Source organism: Cytobacillus sp. NJ13 (assembly GCA_030348385.1).
Lineage (GTDB): Bacteria > Bacillota > Bacilli > Bacillales > Cytobacillaceae > Cytobacillus.
Map to the genome: position 1 here is coordinate 1,161,393 of JAUCFP010000006.1, position 16,869 is coordinate 1,178,261.

Sequence of the window (16,869 nt, forward strand, 5' to 3'; positions counted from 1 at the left end):
AATTGATGAGCCGCAATTTATTTGCCGAATTAGAAGAGTCAATCAATAACCGGAAAGACACATTTCTGCTTACCATAACAGATTATCCTGATAAAAAGCTCCTCGGAACTAAAGCTTTATTATGGCCAGATGGAGACTTTTGCACCGAAGCCTCTCTGCTGCCCCGGGATGTAAAGGATCTTTTAATAGCACAATGCAGTAAACTAGTGACCAATAAACGGTCTGGCACTGTGAAATTTGTGTGGAAGGATAGTATGATTGAATGTTTTGCAGAATACTTCCCTGCTCCGCTCCATTTGATAGTCGCCGGGGCTGGCCATGTGTGTGAACCCGTGGCAGAAATGGGGTGTATGCTGGGATTTTTCGTCACAGTAATCGACGATCGGGAAGAGTTCGCAAACAGGGAACGCTTTCCATTTGCAAATGAAGTGGTTTGCCAATCCTATCTGCATTATTTCAGGAATGTTGATATTTCGGAAAAAACCTATATTCTCCTTCTTACCAGGGGACATAAGTATGACGTTCTCAGTTTGAATGAACTTTTAAAAAGGAACAGTCAGCCAGGATATATAGGCATGATTGGCAGCAGAAGACGCATTTCAGGTGTTTTTAAAGAACTTCAGCAGGATTTTCCGGATGAAAGCTTTGACAATCTATACACCCCTGTGGGACTCGATATCGGAGCAGAAACACCTGCAGAGATAGCAGTCAGTATCATGGCAGAAATTCTGAAAGTAAAAAATCAAAAATCTGGAAACTCTTTAAGTACACAAATTAAAAAGTATGCAAAGATGGGTTTCCATGAGGGGGCCGGCAAATGGACCAAATGCAGCTCATAAAACGAGCCATGGAAGTCGGGAAAGGAGGTGAGAAAGCAGCGCTCGCCACAATTATCCGCACCAAAGGATCCACTCCGAGAAAAACTGGAAGCCGAATGATTGTGTTTCCCTGCGGAAGAATTGAAGGTACAATCGGCGGGGGCTGCGGTGAAGCAGAAGTGATTGAGAAGGCCTTCGAAGTCATCCAATCGAATATTCCAAGTCAAAAGCGCGTTGATTTAACGAAAGGACTATTTTTTGAAGATGGAGGAATCTGCGGCGGAATTATGGATGTCTTTATTGAACCTATTTAACCAAAATAATGTATAACTCCCGCCTATTCCATGGTCAAGTCAGTTTGTATTGCACGATGGACATTTACCATGAAGAAGGAGTGACTTTTCATGTCGATGATCGGAAAGGATCTTGGGTCGGGCCTCCCGCCTGCCTCTGATGCGAACCTCTTAGAACGGCTCTTTAAGCTATCCGCACGAAATACCAATGTAAAGACAGAACTGCTTGCGGGCGTTACTTCGTTTTTGACAATGAGCTATATCATCTTTGTCAACCCGATTATCTTAGCTGACGCAGGAATACCAAAAGAAGCCGCACTTGCGGCAACCATTTACGCAAGTGTCTTCTGCACTCTTCTAATGGCACTGTGGGCAAATTTCCCTGTAGCGGTTGCCCCTGGCATGGGGCTGAATGCCTTTTTTGCCTATACAGTTGTCCTTGGTCAGGGTCTTTCCTGGCAAACAGCCCTTGGAGCTGTATTTATATCTGGAATTGTGTTCTTAATTTTGACAGTTACAGGAGTCCGTCAAAAGATCGTAGATGGTGTCCCGGATGTTTTAAAGTCAGCTATAGGTGTTGGGATTGGTTTATTTATTGCTTTTATTGGCTTAAAAAATGCAGAGCTTGTGGTCGCAAATGAATCTACATTTGTCGGCTTAGGAAGCATAACAAGCCAAGGACCGCTTCTTGCCCTTTTTGGATTAATTATTGCCGCCCTCCTCATGGCAAAAAAAGTAAAAGGCGCGCTGCTTATTAGTATATTGGGTACAAGTGCGCTGGCCATGATTGTTGGCTTTATTGCCTATCCAAAGGCCGTAAGTGATATCGTATCCCTCAGTCTCCCAAGCATGTCTGAGACGTTTTTAGCTATGGATATTCTGGGAGCAGTAAAATATGGAATCATCTCAGTCATTTTCTCCTTTACTATTGTAGAATTATTTGACAATTTAGCTACCCTCATCGGATTATCAAGAAAAGCTGGCCTCACTGATGAAAATGGAAAAATCGAAAATCTGGATCGTGCACTTCAGGCAGATGCAGTTGGCACGATGGCAAGTGCAGCTTTTGGAAGCACTGCCTTAAACGCTTATGTGGAAAACGCAACCGGGATCTCGGAAGGCGGACGCACTGGCTTAACTGCTTTAACTGTAGCTGTTCTATTTTTTCTGTCGCTCATCTTTGCTCCGTTCATTTATTTCATACCGTCTGTAGCCACAGCACCTATTCTTATCCTCGTTGGTGCCTTAATGCTCAGTGAAATAAAACATATCAGCTTCGATGACTTCACGGATGTTATACCTGTTTTTTTAACAATCGTTCTTATGCCTTTAACTTTCAGCATCGCCCAGGGGCTAGCATTCGGCTTTATCTCTTATACACTGCTTAAGCTTCTTACAGGCAAGCATCATCAAATTCACTGGATCATGTATTTTGTCAGTGCAGCCTTTATCATTAATTTCATTATGGGCGGACATTAATCAGATGATTGTCATTTTCAAAAAAAGCGAGGAGTTTACATGAAGCTAACCATTGAAAATTTACGAAAAAGAATTGACGTAGCAGCCAAAAGGACTCCTGCCGATCTGGTCATTAAAAACGGGAAGGTAATAAATGTATTTACACGTGAAATTATCGAGGAAGACATAGCCATTGCCGATGGATTCGTAGCTGGCTTAGGAAACTATGAAGGGAAGGAAATGATTGATGCTGGGGGCAGCTTTATAGCCCCCGGCTTCATTGACGGGCATGTCCATATTGAGTCAGCGATGGTTACCCCTGCAGAATTCAGCAATGTTGTCCTCCCGCATGGAGTAACGACTGTCATTGCAGACCCTCACGAAATAGCCAATGTCAGCGGAACAAAAGGCATTGATTTCATGCTGAAATCTTCAGAAGAAATCCCGCTTGATGTATTTTTTATGCTTCCATCCTGTGTGCCTGCCACTCCATTTGAAAATGCCGGCGCTTCCCTCAGTTACAAGGATCTTGAAAAATATTACGGTCACCCGAGAGTGCTCGGTCTTGGCGAAGTGATGGATTACCCTGCTGTTATGAACAATGATGCAGAAATGCTAAAAAAACTGGAAGACGCACATAGCAAAGGAAAAAGCATTGATGGGCATGCAGCAGGACTTAATGCAGATGAAATTAATATATACATGGCTGCCGGCATTAGAACGGACCATGAATGCATAAACCCTGAAGAAGCGCTGGACCGAATGCGCAAAGGGATGTATGTTATGCTGAGGGAAGGATCTGCGGCTAGGGACTTATTATCAATTCTTAAATCTGTCAGCGAACATAACGCACGGCGCTGTTTATTCGTGACGGATGACAAGCATCTGGATGACCTGATCAATGAAGGCAGCATTGACCATAATGTCAGAATGGCCATTAAGGAAGGAATGGATCCAATCCTTGCCGTTCAAATTGCTACGCTGAATGCAGCAGAATGCTTCGGCCTGAAAAATAAAGGGGCTATTGCTCCCGGTTATGAAGCCGATCTGGTTTTTATTAGTGATCTTAGGAATGTCAAGATTGAAAAAGTAATGAAGAGCGGAATACTTGCTGCAGAAAACGGGGTCATTAAGGATCCAGTTCAGGACAGCGTCGAACCTGCACCTGCCATTTTGGACAGTGTCAAAATCGGCAGCATAAACGGTGAAGATTTAAGCATAAACATTGGAACTGGTAATGCCAATATTATTGGCATTATACCGAACAGCATTGTGACCAGACACCTGCTGGAAAAGGCCGATTCTCTTAATGGCTATTTCCAGCCTAATCCTGAAAAAGATTATTTAAAGTTGGCTGTGGTGGAGCGGCATAATCTCACCGGAAGCATCGGGCTTGGCATAATTAAGGGACTGGGGATTACAAGAGGAGGGATTGCCTCAACGGTTGCCCACGATTCCCATAATATTGTGGCAGCCGGCACCTCTGATGAAGATTTACTGGCGGCCATTAAGCAGACGGCATCAATGAAAGGCGGTCTGGCTGTTGTACAGGATGGAAAAATCCTTGCGGAACTGCCCCTGCCTATTGCGGGGCTCATGAGTGATCGGGATTCTTCATTTATTTTCGGACGTTTGTCTGAATTGAATCATGCACTTCGAACAGTCGGATGCAGCATGGAATTCAACCCGTTTTTGACGCTTTCATTTTTAGCGCTTCCAGTAATACCTGAGCTCAAGTTAACTGATAAAGGATTATTTTCCGTCAGATCCTTTAGCCACATAAAAGCAGAAGCATAGAAAAGCGGAAGGCGCCCGCCTATCGGCGCCTGGAGCTAGACAATTATCTAACTTCAGAATTTATACATTCTTATCTTTTAAAATAAGGCCGGGATATTCTCCGGCCTTATTTCATTTCTTAGTAAGTTCCTTCTTATTTAATGATAATGCTGCCCAGGCTGTTTCATCTGCAAAGTACCTGCTCCAGCTTGCCACACCGGCCAAATTATATTTCTTTGCCAATTCAGCCCGTTTTGTTAATGATATTTCATCTTCAAGCCACACTTTGTATGTGATTTTATCTTTTTCTGAAAAATGCTCAGCATAATTTTGCCCGCTTTCCGGATCATATGCTGGTGTAACTTTATTTTGACTGAGCCATTCTTTCACTTTGCTCATAGAAAGTGCTTTAGAAGAAACATCCCCGTTTGATTTTTGTTCCCATAATCTAGTATACAATGGCACTCCCAATATTAATTTTTCATTGGGCACAAACTCGAGCAGATGTTTCAGGTTTTCTTCCACCCACGGCAGGCTAGCTACGCTTCCTGCAACCTGCGAGCTTCCCCAATGCTCATCATAAGCCATGACAACCAAATAATCTGCTATCCCGGCAAGTTTTTCTCTTTCATAAAAAGCTGACCAATTACCGCTAGATGAAATGAAAGTGATATCCATCGAAACGGCTAAACCTGCTTCATGAAAGTACGGAGTGGCTTCCCTCACAAACTGCGTTATTAAAGGCCCATCCTCCGGGTTAACATTTTCAATGTCAAGATTGACTCCGTTTAATTCATACAATTGACTGAAATGCAGAAGCTGTCGAATCATATTCTGCCTTGTTTCAAAAGAACCAAATGCTTCATGTGTTAAAACAGGGTCAAATGCATTTGAAAACAAGCCCCATATTTGGTATCCCTGTTTTCTTGCCCACATTGAATAATCTTTCGATCCCAGGTTTTTGATGGAACCTTTTCCGTCCGCAAGCTCAAACCATGTTGGCGAAATGACATTAACGCCCGGCATCTTCGGAATTTTAGTTGTATTGGGATTTTTTGTATATACAGCTTCCCAGGTCAGCTGTATAGGAGCTTCCACTTCTGGCACTGTATTAACTGATTCTTCAAGGGAAATAGCAATCTGTTTGCTCTCACCCTTTTTTATGTATTGTTTCTTCAAATATCCAGCTGTACCGTCTTCTTTTCTAATAAAATAGTAGTCTCCCTTTTCTTGTTCTATTAAAACATTCTCGTTTGGAGATACTGAAGACGTGTATGGGGACTCCAAGCTGTCTTTCGTCCGAAGCCGAAGCAATTCTTCATGAATATCTTTTCCTTTTACCTTACCGGAAACCATTGACTCCCCATTCTTTTGAACTCTTATTGCACCTGTATCAGAGAGAATTGAATAAGAAATTGGATAGAAAGCCAATAGCGGCTCGACCGCCAAATATCTGTCTTTTCCTATCTGTTTAGCAACTGTAAAATCCAGTTTCATAGGCTTCTCATTCACATAATAGCTCAAAGATTCAGATGGCAATTGTACAACTTTATTTTTTGTGGCGATAATGACGGATTGTGAGTGTTCATCAAAAATAATAGCTTCATCAATAAATTCCTGCAAAAACGTTAAGGGCAGGTAGATCGATTCATCTTCTATATAAGCATTGCCCGCCTGTTTGCCCATAAACAAAATCGGATGATCTCCTTTAAAGTAAGATACCTTTTCCTTAGAGGCAAAAGGATATAAAAACACCAATATGCTTGATGTTATCAGTGTAAAAGCAAACAAAAGCCCCGCAAAAATAAGTTTTTTAGCGGGAGGTTTTTGTGGATTTGTTTCAATTTTATACATTCCTTTTCCTCCCTTCAATCCATCGTATGGAAATAATCAGAAAATGGGAAGAAAATTTAGAATGTCTTCAGCTTATTTCCACCCCTCCTATATTAACGGAATTAATACAGGAAAGGTTTCAAGTTTTTATCAGTAGGTTGTAAAGTGAGTAAGCTTCTGCAGTCTGTAAGTAAGATATTTTACCACAGGCATTTTTTCATTGGATGGATAGTTATTCGTATAAATTGCACCGTTATTATTCCAAAGCTTATTAAAGTAGCTGTCGACATCCTTCATAACCTGGGAATGATCAGGAGCGCTTATTTTTAAATTTGTCTCCAGGTTTAAATCATCCAGATTTCTCTTTGTAAAATTTGCTGAACCAGCTATGATCATACTATTTTCTTTGCCGGTTACATACATGATTTTCGAATGGTATTGTTCAAAGCCCGTATTGTACCATCTGATTTTTATGTTTTCATGGCCTAATTTGTCTAATTCAGCTGCCACCGGTATATTAGGCAATCCAATTTTTTCAGAGCCGAAAGCGTTCTGATTTGGATCCAGGATCATTTTTACTTTTACTCCCCTGTCGGCTGCTTCTTTTAGTGCATCAACCACTTTTCTGTCAGCAAGATAAAACATGCCAAGCCAGATGGTTTCACCTTTGTCGACTTTATTGATTTCTTTAATAATGTGTTTATAGATCTTGCCTTCAGTCAGCACCTGGGCCTTAACAGTCCCAGTTTTATTACTGTCTTCAGGCTTAAAATCTGTCAGTTTGCCTGATGCTGAATAATCGACCACCGCCTGCTCGGTTTTTACGAGGTCAGCTAAGATAGGCCCTTTTACTTCAAACGCGATATTTGAATGAAATCCGCTGGCATTATGGGGATTTCCAGATGTTACAATCCCTGTTTTCTCCGTTACAAAAACTTTCCGGTGATTTGCTTTAATATTCATGAGATCGAGATAGGACCGAAATGTCACTTCAGGAGCATTTTCTGCAAGCGGATTGGGAAGCCAGCCTTTACCTCCCTGGCCAAACCATTGTAAAAAAACACGCCAAAATGCCGAATATATAGGATTAGAATCTCTTAAAGGAACTAATGAGGTATAAACTACATTAATACCATTCTCTTTCAGTTTCTTGAATTCTGGTACATCATGTGATCCATATGTGCTGTTAATTCGATCTGTGATCACCGTAATATCCATATTGGGGTGGCTATGCTTTTGTTCGATGAGCTCTTCAGTTATTTTACCGCTAATATCCGGATATTCTTTATCACCATCATTAAAACCATTGAATAAAAACATATCCATCACTATAAAATCCTCTGCCTCACCAATGGCTTCTAATATCCGCTTAAAAATCTGCTGATCACTTTCTCTACTGCCGTTATCTTTTTCAAAAGTTAAATCGTATAAGAACTTAATATCTTCTACAGTGTAAACTTCCCCTTCGAAAGAAAGGCCTTTTGGCAATGGTTTATTGGATTGATAGATGATGGTTGCTGCCAATACCAGCAAAAGGCTCAAAATGGGTATCCAGACCGTTTTTCTATGTAACTTTCCCAGAACCTTTTTCACCAGGACTCCCCCTACCCGTTAGACTGCGATAACTATATATAGACCATTTTTGACTATTGTAAACTCCTCTATGCGTTTGCAAGCAAAATAAAAGGCGAAGGCCCGCGCCTTCGCCTTGAATGATATATATTTTTAGCCTACAAGCTTTACCAGCATATGAGATAGTTTGTGCTTTTCTTCCTCATTTCCTACCTTCCACAGTTCCTGCAGAAGCTTTTCTTCACGGTTTCTTGGCTCTTCTTTGGAAGCCAGATAATCGCCTACCTTTTGTGCTGTGTTCGCAAGCTGTTCCTCATCCATGCCCATTTTCTGTCCCAGGGAGACCTTTCCGCTTAAATATTCTTTAAAACCGTCAAAGCTTGAAAGTATTTCATCTTTCTTTTCGCTTCCCATATTACTGAGCTTTTCCTCTACATTGCCTGCTTGTCCATTTACGTTATTCATATTCTGTTCCATGCTGAATCTCTCCTTTATATGGATTTGATTGCTGTGACAGTCTACTAATACCCGCTGGCATTCATATCAAACACAAGCCAGAGAGTTTGAAAAACCTCCCTGAAATAAATTGGACAACTTTTTATTTGCACATGGTATGCAGGTTTGCTCACATGGTACAATATACTAACATAGAAAGTATGAAGGAGAGTTTTTATGATTTATGGAATTATCATTATTTTAGCTTACTTACTTGGATCCATTCCTTCTGGTTTAATTGTAGGGAAAGTTTTTTATGGAGTGGATATTCGTGAGCATGGCAGCGGAAATTTAGGCGGTACCAATACTTTCCGGACTCTTGGAGTTAAGGCCGGCATGATTGTGACCATAGCTGATATCTTAAAAGGCACTCTGGCTGCATCCCTGCCCTTTTTCTTTGGATCGGACATGCATCATCTAGTTGCAGGAGTTTTTGCAGTTATTGGGCACATGTATCCGCTGTTTGCCGGCTTTCGCGGAGGAAAAGCAGTCGCTACATCAGGCGGTGTGCTGCTAGCCTATGTACCCTTAATGTTTCTTATCATATTGGGTGTTTTCTTTTTAAGCCTTTACATAACAAAGTACGTGTCCTTGTCCTCTATTCTGGCAGCACTGGCATCCATTATTTACGCACTGATTATATGGGACATTCCACTAATTATAGTAGTATCTATACTTGGCATCTTTGTTATTTACAGACATAGGACAAATATTAAACGAATAAGGGACAAAACCGAGCCCAAAATAAAATGGCTTGGCTGAAAACCAGCCAGCCTGCAATACAGCAGACTAGATCTGCTGTATTTTTTTTAATTATTTTCTGATATTTCAGTTTAGTTTATTTGAATAAAGTATTAAAGTGATATTATACTAATTACAAAGGCCTAGAAACATAAAACCATAAAGGCCTATATCACAATTTTTATACATAAAGAAACATAAATTGATATCTTTCGCCATACATTAGTTTAGGCTAAAATTTCAGCCAAAAACGTTAAAGTTAGGATGAATAATCAAATGGATAAAACCCAAGCGCTGCTAGAAAATGTGTCCTTCCCATACTTTTTCATTGATCATAACCTAAAAATACTCACTTCATCATTAATAAGTGCTGAAGGAGTGTTTACTGAATTATTGGCATCTGAAGATATCAGCAGATTCACCAATCTATTAAAGAAAAACGAATCTGGCATTTTTAAACTTAAAATAGGTAACAGCATTCATCCATATAGAATTTATCTGGAAAAAGATGATGCTGCGCACTATCACCTTTTTTGTTTTCCCCTCTCTTCAGAAGATGAAGAATTAAGAAAGATGGCGGAGCACATGCAAAAGAGGCTACACCGCGTTAATCACCAATTAAAAGAAAAAAAGAAACACTTAAATAAAGCAGTGAAAGAGATTAAAGAAACTGTTTTGATATCTGACTATTCAGCTGATGCCGGACAGCTAGCGGGTATTGCACATGAGATCCGGAATCCGCTAACAACTGTAAAAGGATTTTTACAGCTTTTGAAGCCTTATTTATTAGAAATTGGAAAAGAACAGTACGCTGAGATTGCAATTGAAGAAATTAATCGGGCAAATGATATCATATATGAATTCTTAAATGCATCAAAACCTCCTCAAAATATAAGAACTGAAATAGAAGTTAACAGATTAATTAAGGAAATGAAAATATTTTTCGAAAGCGAGGCGCTTATAAGAAATATTAACCTTTCTGTAAGCCTTTGCCCTAATAATCCCATTTTCTATGGTGATGTGAAGCAGATAAAGCAGGTCCTGATCAATATTATTAGAAATGCAATGGAAGCATGTGAAAGCATTCCTGCTCCAGGAGGAAAAATAGATCTTAAAGCAAAAACCCTTAACCAAAAAGTATACATCACTATCCATGATAATGGATCGGGAATGACAGAAAAAACAATAAGCGAATTGTTTGTCCCATTTTTTACAACAAAAGAAAAAGGAACCGGCATCGGTCTATCCATATGCCAAAAAATAATTGAAGAGCATGATGGCAAGATTAATGTCCATTCGAAAATGTCACAGGGCACTGTCTTTGAAATTGAACTTCCGATGATTATCAACTAAAGTTATTAAATATATTTTGTAAACAGATATCAATGTAAATCACATTATGACATTTTAAATAAAAAATAGCAGAAAAATGATGAAAATTGAAAAAATTCATATTAAAATTAGACTATTAATATATCTTTATACTCTATATTAAGGGGATAATTTTTATGAAATTCAGTAAAGCCTTCTTACTATCAACAGTCATTTGTACATTGTTAGTTATTTGTTCGGCCTTATTCATCTATCAATTGCACACTGAGAATAAAGCGGAGGCAGCTGAAGCACAACCTGCTCAATTGCATATGGAAAACAGAGAAACCACCGCGGTTAATAAAGTGCTAATAGAGAAGGCGACATTGGGAGCAATTGGCGACATACTTATCCATGACAGGGTATATAATGCTGCAAAAACAAAAACAGGCTATGATTTCAAGCCAATGTTTGAGCATGCAAAAACGCTATTAAAAACACCCGACATCCTGCTTGCCAATCAAGAGACTATTTTGGGAGGCCCAGAGATAGGAATTTCCAGTTACCCCATGTTTAACAGCCCTCAGGAAGTGGGAGACGCCCTCATTGAGGCTGGTGTGGACATTGTTTCAACTGCCAATAACCATTCACTCGATAAGGGAGAAAAAGGATTAAAAACATCCCTCGATTATTTGGATCAGATAGGACTGCCGCATGTGGGAACGAACAGAACACCCAGTGAACAGCAAACCTTGAAAGTAATAAACAAAAACGGAATTAAAGTTGCTTATCTTTCTTACACATATGGTACAAATGGAATTCCCATTCCGGCAGGAAAAGATTATCTCGTTAATCTTATTGATAGAACAGCAATGCAAGAGGAAATTAACCGTGCAAAAGAGGAAGCTGACGTAGTTGTTATGAGTATGCATTGGGGAAATGAATACCAGCTTCAGCCAACAGAGGAACAAAAGGAACTGGCAGAGGTCCTCGCAAATGATGGTGTGGACATTATTTTCGGACACCATCCTCATGTACTGCAGCCAATGGAATGGATTGACAGGAAAGACGGACGGAAATCTCTTGTTGTATACTCTCTGGGCAATTTTTTATCCGGCCAGATTGGTGATTACAAGGACATAGGCGGTATTGCAACTGTGGAGATTACGAAATATATTGATCAAAACGGGGTCGATATTGAACTTGCCAATCCGGGATTCATCCCGACATACGTAAGTAATAAACAGCTAAAAAAATATCGGGTAGTACCGTTAAAGGATGCGGGCGGCTATGGCCTTCCCAATGCAGAGTCCAAATACAACGAAATTATGACACATATGCTCGATCATGTTCAGTAAAGCGCTTTTTGGCGCTTTTTTTGTGTAAAAAATGGTAAAATATTTGTAGATGGAGGAGGTATGATCATGAAAACCGCATATGTTACTAAGTCTTTTCCTTATATGCAATTATGTATATTCACAGCTGCAATATTGCTTTTTCAATACAAACTTTTTGCTTCCGCTTTCATACTTTCTTTTGGACTTATCATTTTTTTACTAATTACTTCAATGCAGGAGCGTGTTTTTTCCTGGATCATTGCAGGGTATTTAACAGGCAGTCTACTGTTTCTTTATGGCGATAAAATGCTTGATGCACTGCCGTTTCAACACTCCATATTAATGATTGCCAATCGGTTTCTATTGTTGATCCCAATCCTTCTTCTTGTTTACATTTCAAAAAAGTTTAATAAAACTGCCATCCCTTTTTGGCGGAAGCCGGATTGGAATTCCCAAATATTTTTCCCATTCATATGGAGCGGTTTCCATTCAATAAAAATAAAACACTTTCTTATGATTGCAATCATGATTAATTTTGCTTCATTTGCCTATTCAATTTTTTCAGCTGAAAACTCCTATGCCAATGACTTTCTTATATTCCTGATTGGCTTCTCAATCATAAATGGATTGATGGAAGAGATTTTGTGGAGGGGAATCATTTTATCTAGAATGTCGGAGCTTTCAGGAGAAAAGGCAGCTGTCCTTTTTTCTGGGCTGGCGTTTGGTTTTTCTCATATCATGCTGGGCTACTCTTTTATCTCATGTCTGCTGTTTGCTTTTGGCGGAGTTTTTTATGCTGCCATTACAGTAAAATCCCAAAGCATTTTTCCAGCTGTCATATGGCATATTGCCATGAATCTATTTATGATTCTAAGCGGATTTATCCCTTTTCCAGGATGAATAAATATTGATTCACTCCATCATTAAAAGTATTAGAACAGACATTTTATTCGCGCACAAAGAAAAACTAGCCTATAATATGACTATCACCCAGGAGGAGGAATTTCAAATGAACATACATATTGAAGATCAGGCTGCCCAATGGTATCAGGAGGAAATGCTCTTGAGTAAGGGTGACTTCGTCCGCTTTTTTGCAAGATATGGCGGTTGCAGTACTGTCCAGCAAGGATTTTCTTTAGGAGTATCTAATGAACACCCGCATAACGCAGGAGTGCAGACTGAAAAAAACGGAATTACTTACTTTATTGAAGAAAAGGACTTATGGTACTTTGATAATCATGATTTATTCGTGACATTTAACGCAAAAGCACAGGAACCTGAATTCAAATATAACAATGGGTAAAAGAAGCAGATCCGGCCTGCTTCTTTTTTCATAAGATAAGAATAAATTCTGAAGTCAGATGACTGTCTAGCTCCAGGCGCCATCGGCTCCAGGTCATAAGCCGATAGGCGGGCGCCTTGCGCTTTTCTTATAGCAGCCGTTCCAGCTGCTCCCAGAGCTTCTCCTTTTCAAGGATTTCTTTCTGTCTGGGACCAATCAAATCATAGTGCGAGTAGCCATCATTCCGATAATCAATCCACTCAGGCTTAAGGCCATGTGTTTCTCCCCATTCAATCAATTTATTCAGATCCGAACACCCGACCTTTGTGACCGTTTTACAGCCAGGAAAGCGATCATCTATCCAATAATGGGTTAAAAAAGCAATTTCTCCACGATCTATTTTCATTTTCCATTCTTGAAGATCATTTCTGCGAAGACCGAATGCCATATATTTTCTCCATCCTTTAAGCAGCAAGCAAAATTATTTGAGTGCACTTTCAGGCTGCCTTTTAGCTTCTTCATATGCTTCATGCCAATCAGGATATTTCTTTTTAATTGAGATCGGCCGAAAATTATCCTTTTTGACGCAAACATGCTTGGACAAGCCTGTTACTGCCAGATCTCCTTCATCATTGTATATTTCATATCCATAGCTGACGCGGAAACCGTCATACTCTTCAATCCAGGTTTTTATCGTCGCCGTTTGACCGTAGCGCAATGGTTTTTTGTAGGAAGCCAGGATATCCAGAACAGGCGAAATGATGCCATCCTTCTCCATTTCAGCATAACTGAACCCCAGATCTTTTATGATCTGTGTCCGGCCAAGCTCCATCCATACCAGATAATTGGCGTGATACACGACTCCCATTTGATCTGTTTCTGCATACCTTACTTCTATTTCTTTTGTTGAAATGAGCATACCTATTCCCCTTTGCTTGTCTTTTTTAAAGCGATATCGAAATCTTCTTTTTCCAAAATGCTAACCTGCTCAATATCGTCATCAATTGCTGATACAATTCTCATTGCCTGTGCCTGAATAGCCTCATCCGCAAGGTTGGCGGCAAAACGTCCATTCCCATTTATTTCGATCTCTGATAAAGTGCGGTTAAGGTACTCTCCCGCTTCTTCCGTAAGCGTATATTCATATTGTCCAGCATACGAAATGATTATTTCCAAAAGCTCTCCTGCTGAATAATCCTTGAAATGAAAGAACTTTTTAAATCGGGACTTTAAGCCGGGATTACTTGACATTAGTTTCTCCATTTCATTTGGGTAACCCGCTAAAACAACGACAAGATTTTCATTATGTTTTGTCATTTCATCCACTAATGTATCGATGACTTCTTTTCCGAAATCTCCTGATGTCCGGGAAAGAAGTGAATAGGCCTCATCGATGAATAAGACGCCGCCTAACGCCTCTCTTATTTTTTTCTTTGTTTTGATGGCGGTTTGGCCTACATAGCCAGCTACAAAATCAGCACGGCTCGCAATCATCAAATGTCCGCGTTTCAGAAATCCGCATTCCTTCAGCAATTCTGCATAAATCTTTGCTACAGTCGTTTTCCCTGTCCCCGGATTCCCGGTAAATACTGAATGCAGCTGGATAGGGACAACAGGCAGCCCTTTTTCACGGCGCAGCTGCTGCATCTTAACAAATGACACTAAGTTATGAACTTCTTTTTTAACTGTTTCAAGTCCGATTAACTGGGCAAGCTGGTCTTGTGGATTCATTAGCTTTTCTTGTTCTTCACTTTCAAAATCTTCTTTTTCCAATAGTGTATAGGCCATGATGTTTTCGTTCTTTTTAGCTTGTGATCCTTTTCTAAAAATGGCATCAAGAACAATGTTTCTGACAGTCCTGGCATTTCCGAATGTATCATCAACCCGCTCTTTTTCAATTCGTTTGCCCAGTTCCTGCTTTGCACCTTCAGTAAGGACATAATCATTATCCGCAGTCAGCTTTTCAGCAATCTGAAGAAGCTCCTCATTAGAATAATCAGGGAGTGCAATAAAATTCGACTCTGGGAAACGGCTGCGAAGGCCAGGATTGCTGTCCAGAAATTGTCTCATCTCTTCTGGATAACCGGCCATGACCACCGCAAACTTTCCCCCATATTCAGTCCCGGTCATCAGCGATACAAGAGTATCAATGGCAGTTTGTCCATAATCGCTGCCGGTCTGTCCCTCACGCTTTAAGCTGTACGCCTCATCAATGAACAGCACTCCACCGATTGCCTTTTCAACGGCCGCCCTGACATTTTCCTCTGTTTGCCCGACAAAACCGCCCACCAGCTGAGACCGATCTGCTTCGATCACTTCTTCCCGCGGCAAAACCCCTAGGCTATGATAAATCTTTGCCAAAAGCCGGGCGATAGTTGTTTTGCCTGTACCTGGATTACCAGTTAGAATCATATTGAGGCTGAGTTCATCTTTCGTTTGAAAACCAAGTGACTTACGTTCATTTTGATATATTAAAAAACGGTAAAAGTCATGAACTCTGCTTTTCACAGAGTGCAGGCCAACCATTTCATTAAGTTCATCCAGGGGATCTTTTGGTAAATCAGACTCTTCTTCCTCTGATTCAAATATCTCTTTCCATTCATTTTTAAGTCTTTTGATGGCATTCAAGTGCTTTTTCATATCGGTGTAATAGGTTGAGGTATGAAATACGCCGGATATAGATTGCTCATATTCTTCAGAAGCTTTTAAAAGAAAAGCTGTTTCCTCAATAGCTTTTTCCAGTATTCCAGTCAGCTCCCGGTATTCCACATCCTCATAGGCATGCTGCTTTTTCTGCAGATCTTCTAACTCATCATCTGATTTGTTGATAAAGCTTCTGCAAATTTCAATGAATTGCTCAGCTGTTTTCTTTTTTGCTGCCCTGTTATCGGTTTCCCGAATCGGCGGGAAAGTCAGGGTTTCAAGAAGATTGCTTTTATTTTTCCATTCGGATTTCCCTAATTGGGCTGCCGCCATACTATTGCCAGTGTCCAGTTCAACAGCCTTCTGCAGCCATGCACTGGCAAGAGTATCATCGGTATACTTGCTTAACCGGGAAATAGCAGCAATGGTCAGTAATTCCGAAAGCAGCCCGGGATCTGCCTTTTCATTGATATTTTTAATAACATTAAGCAATTCTGCTTCATTTTGTATGTATCCGTATTGATCAAGCTCATTTTTCCAATGATAAGCCTGACCCTCTGCCGGTTTTGCCTGTCTTTTCTGCTGTGTCATCGATTATCACTTCTTCTTCTTAGTTTCCACAACTTATCTTATCATATTTCTGTACTTATCTATAAGAATGCGCTTCTTATCATGATCTTCCAATAAGAAAAGACCTAATCACACTGGATTAGGTCTTTTTAGGATGTTAAAAATTATGGTTCTCGTTGTTCTCATTGGCATTGTCGTTCTGCTGCGCCTGATACTCGTCCTTTATTTCAGAACGGAATGAAGCAAGGCTTTCCCTGCGGCGTTCATTTTTTGCTTCAATCCTGGCAAGATCCTCTGCATTTGCATACTTCATTGATTCTTCAGCTTCGTCCATATTCTCGATAGTATGAACGATCATGGATTGAAGCTTTTCGACGTTATCGCTGCGGTCATCTGGATTTGGTCTGTTATGTGACATAGTTTGTTCCTCCCTTTATTAGGTGATGGTACAAAATTAGTTTGTGAAAGAACAAGAAAAATATTGGCGGAAATGTGTGGGCAGCTTGCCTGAGGGTATGCCTGACATTAAAACAAAAAACCTGCCATAAATTGGAATGGCAGGTTAATAATAATTATTCGCCTTTAGTTTGAATTACTTGAGGATGCTGTCCGGATTTGTCCTGCATTTTCTTGCCTTTATTGCCGCCAAATCCGCGTGATTGTGTCCCAATATGGTTCGGATTAAAATGATTGGGGTGTCTTTTTGGATTACTCATTGATATCCCTCCTCATTTTAAGTA

General features: G+C 40.2%; 17 protein-coding genes. 9 read left to right on the forward strand and 8 right to left on the reverse strand.

Annotated features, from left to right (window positions below; translation table 11 throughout):
* Positions 1 to 5 precede the first annotated feature (5 nt).
* The 4 genes from QUF73_05685 to ade all read left to right on the forward strand — a co-directional run bounded on the left by QUF73_05685 (position 6) and on the right by ade (position 4,366).
* A complete protein-coding gene (locus QUF73_05685; protein ID MDM5225698.1) occupies positions 6 to 839 on the forward strand; it encodes an XdhC family protein in 834 nt (277 codons plus the stop codon).
* Positions 818 to 1,132: an XdhC family protein gene (locus QUF73_05690; protein ID MDM5225699.1), complete on the forward strand. Its 315-nt coding sequence runs from the start codon at positions 818 to 820 to the stop codon at positions 1,130 to 1,132. The genes QUF73_05685 and QUF73_05690 overlap by 22 nt, the downstream gene beginning before the upstream one ends.
* 90 nt (positions 1,133 to 1,222) lie before the next feature.
* The gene (locus QUF73_05695) at positions 1,223 to 2,590 is read left to right on the forward strand and encodes an NCS2 family permease (protein MDM5225700.1); all 1,368 of its coding nucleotides are present in this window, start codon (positions 1,223 to 1,225) and stop codon (positions 2,588 to 2,590) included.
* 39 nt (positions 2,591 to 2,629) lie between these two features.
* Complete coding sequence (gene ade / locus QUF73_05700; GenBank protein ID MDM5225701.1) at positions 2,630 to 4,366, forward strand: adenine deaminase; 1,737 nt, start codon at positions 2,630 to 2,632, stop codon at positions 4,364 to 4,366.
* A 111-nt stretch (positions 4,367 to 4,477) separates the two neighbouring features.
* Here the strand turns inward: ade and QUF73_05705 are convergent, their stop codons facing one another.
* The 3 genes from QUF73_05705 to QUF73_05715 form a co-directional block, all read right to left on the reverse strand.
* Positions 4,478 to 6,199 (reverse strand): glycosyl hydrolase family 18 protein, encoded by a 1,722-nt coding sequence (locus tag QUF73_05705; GenBank protein ID MDM5225702.1) that lies wholly within the window; start codon positions 6,197 to 6,199, stop codon positions 4,478 to 4,480.
* Between the two features lie 129 nt (positions 6,200 to 6,328).
* The gene (locus QUF73_05710; protein ID MDM5225703.1) at positions 6,329 to 7,771 is read right to left on the reverse strand and encodes a phospholipase D family protein; all 1,443 of its coding nucleotides are present in this window, start codon (positions 7,769 to 7,771) and stop codon (positions 6,329 to 6,331) included.
* A gap of 132 nt (positions 7,772 to 7,903) precedes the next feature.
* The gene (locus QUF73_05715) at positions 7,904 to 8,227 is read right to left on the reverse strand and encodes a DUF3243 domain-containing protein (GenBank protein ID MDM5225704.1); all 324 of its coding nucleotides are present in this window, start codon (positions 8,225 to 8,227) and stop codon (positions 7,904 to 7,906) included.
* 195 nt (positions 8,228 to 8,422) lie between these two features.
* On the opposite strand from QUF73_05715, the gene plsY reads away from it, so the two are divergent.
* The 5 genes from plsY (at position 8,423) to QUF73_05740 (ending at position 12,937) form a co-directional block, all read left to right on the forward strand.
* A complete protein-coding gene (gene plsY, locus QUF73_05720; protein MDM5225705.1) occupies positions 8,423 to 9,007 on the forward strand; it encodes a glycerol-3-phosphate 1-O-acyltransferase PlsY in 585 nt (194 codons plus the stop codon).
* Between the two features lie 255 nt (positions 9,008 to 9,262).
* Positions 9,263 to 10,339: an ATP-binding protein gene (locus tag QUF73_05725; GenBank protein ID MDM5225706.1), complete on the forward strand. Its 1,077-nt coding sequence runs from the start codon at positions 9,263 to 9,265 to the stop codon at positions 10,337 to 10,339.
* Positions 10,340 to 10,494: 155 nt separating this feature from the next.
* Complete coding sequence (locus QUF73_05730; GenBank protein MDM5225707.1) at positions 10,495 to 11,655, forward strand: CapA family protein; 1,161 nt, start codon at positions 10,495 to 10,497, stop codon at positions 11,653 to 11,655.
* A 66-nt stretch (positions 11,656 to 11,721) separates the two neighbouring features.
* Positions 11,722 to 12,534 (forward strand): CPBP family intramembrane metalloprotease, encoded by an 813-nt coding sequence (locus QUF73_05735; GenBank protein ID MDM5225708.1) that lies wholly within the window; start codon positions 11,722 to 11,724, stop codon positions 12,532 to 12,534.
* A gap of 109 nt (positions 12,535 to 12,643) precedes the next feature.
* The gene (locus QUF73_05740; GenBank protein ID MDM5225709.1) at positions 12,644 to 12,937 is read left to right on the forward strand and encodes a HesB/YadR/YfhF family protein; all 294 of its coding nucleotides are present in this window, start codon (positions 12,644 to 12,646) and stop codon (positions 12,935 to 12,937) included.
* A gap of 127 nt (positions 12,938 to 13,064) precedes the next feature.
* On the opposite strand, the gene QUF73_05745 is transcribed toward QUF73_05740, so the two are convergent.
* The 5 genes from QUF73_05745 to QUF73_05765 all read right to left on the reverse strand — a co-directional run bounded on the left by QUF73_05745 (position 13,065) and on the right by QUF73_05765 (position 16,845).
* Positions 13,065 to 13,364: a hypothetical protein gene (locus QUF73_05745; protein ID MDM5225710.1), complete on the reverse strand. Its 300-nt coding sequence runs from the start codon at positions 13,362 to 13,364 to the stop codon at positions 13,065 to 13,067.
* A 33-nt stretch (positions 13,365 to 13,397) separates the two neighbouring features.
* On the reverse strand, positions 13,398 to 13,835 hold the full coding sequence (locus tag QUF73_05750; GenBank protein MDM5225711.1) for a thioesterase family protein: 438 nt from the start codon (positions 13,833 to 13,835) through the stop codon (positions 13,398 to 13,400).
* Between the two features lie 2 nt (positions 13,836 to 13,837).
* A complete protein-coding gene (locus QUF73_05755; GenBank protein ID MDM5225712.1) occupies positions 13,838 to 16,150 on the reverse strand; it encodes an AAA family ATPase in 2,313 nt (770 codons plus the stop codon).
* A gap of 136 nt (positions 16,151 to 16,286) precedes the next feature.
* Positions 16,287 to 16,547, reverse strand: coding sequence for a small acid-soluble spore protein Tlp (tlp, locus tag QUF73_05760; protein MDM5225713.1), 261 nt, complete (start codon positions 16,545 to 16,547; stop codon positions 16,287 to 16,289).
* A 154-nt stretch (positions 16,548 to 16,701) separates the two neighbouring features.
* Entirely contained in the window at positions 16,702 to 16,845 is a 144-nt protein-coding gene (locus tag QUF73_05765; protein MDM5225714.1) for an acid-soluble spore protein N, read from the reverse strand.
* Positions 16,846 to 16,869: the final 24 nt, after the last annotated feature.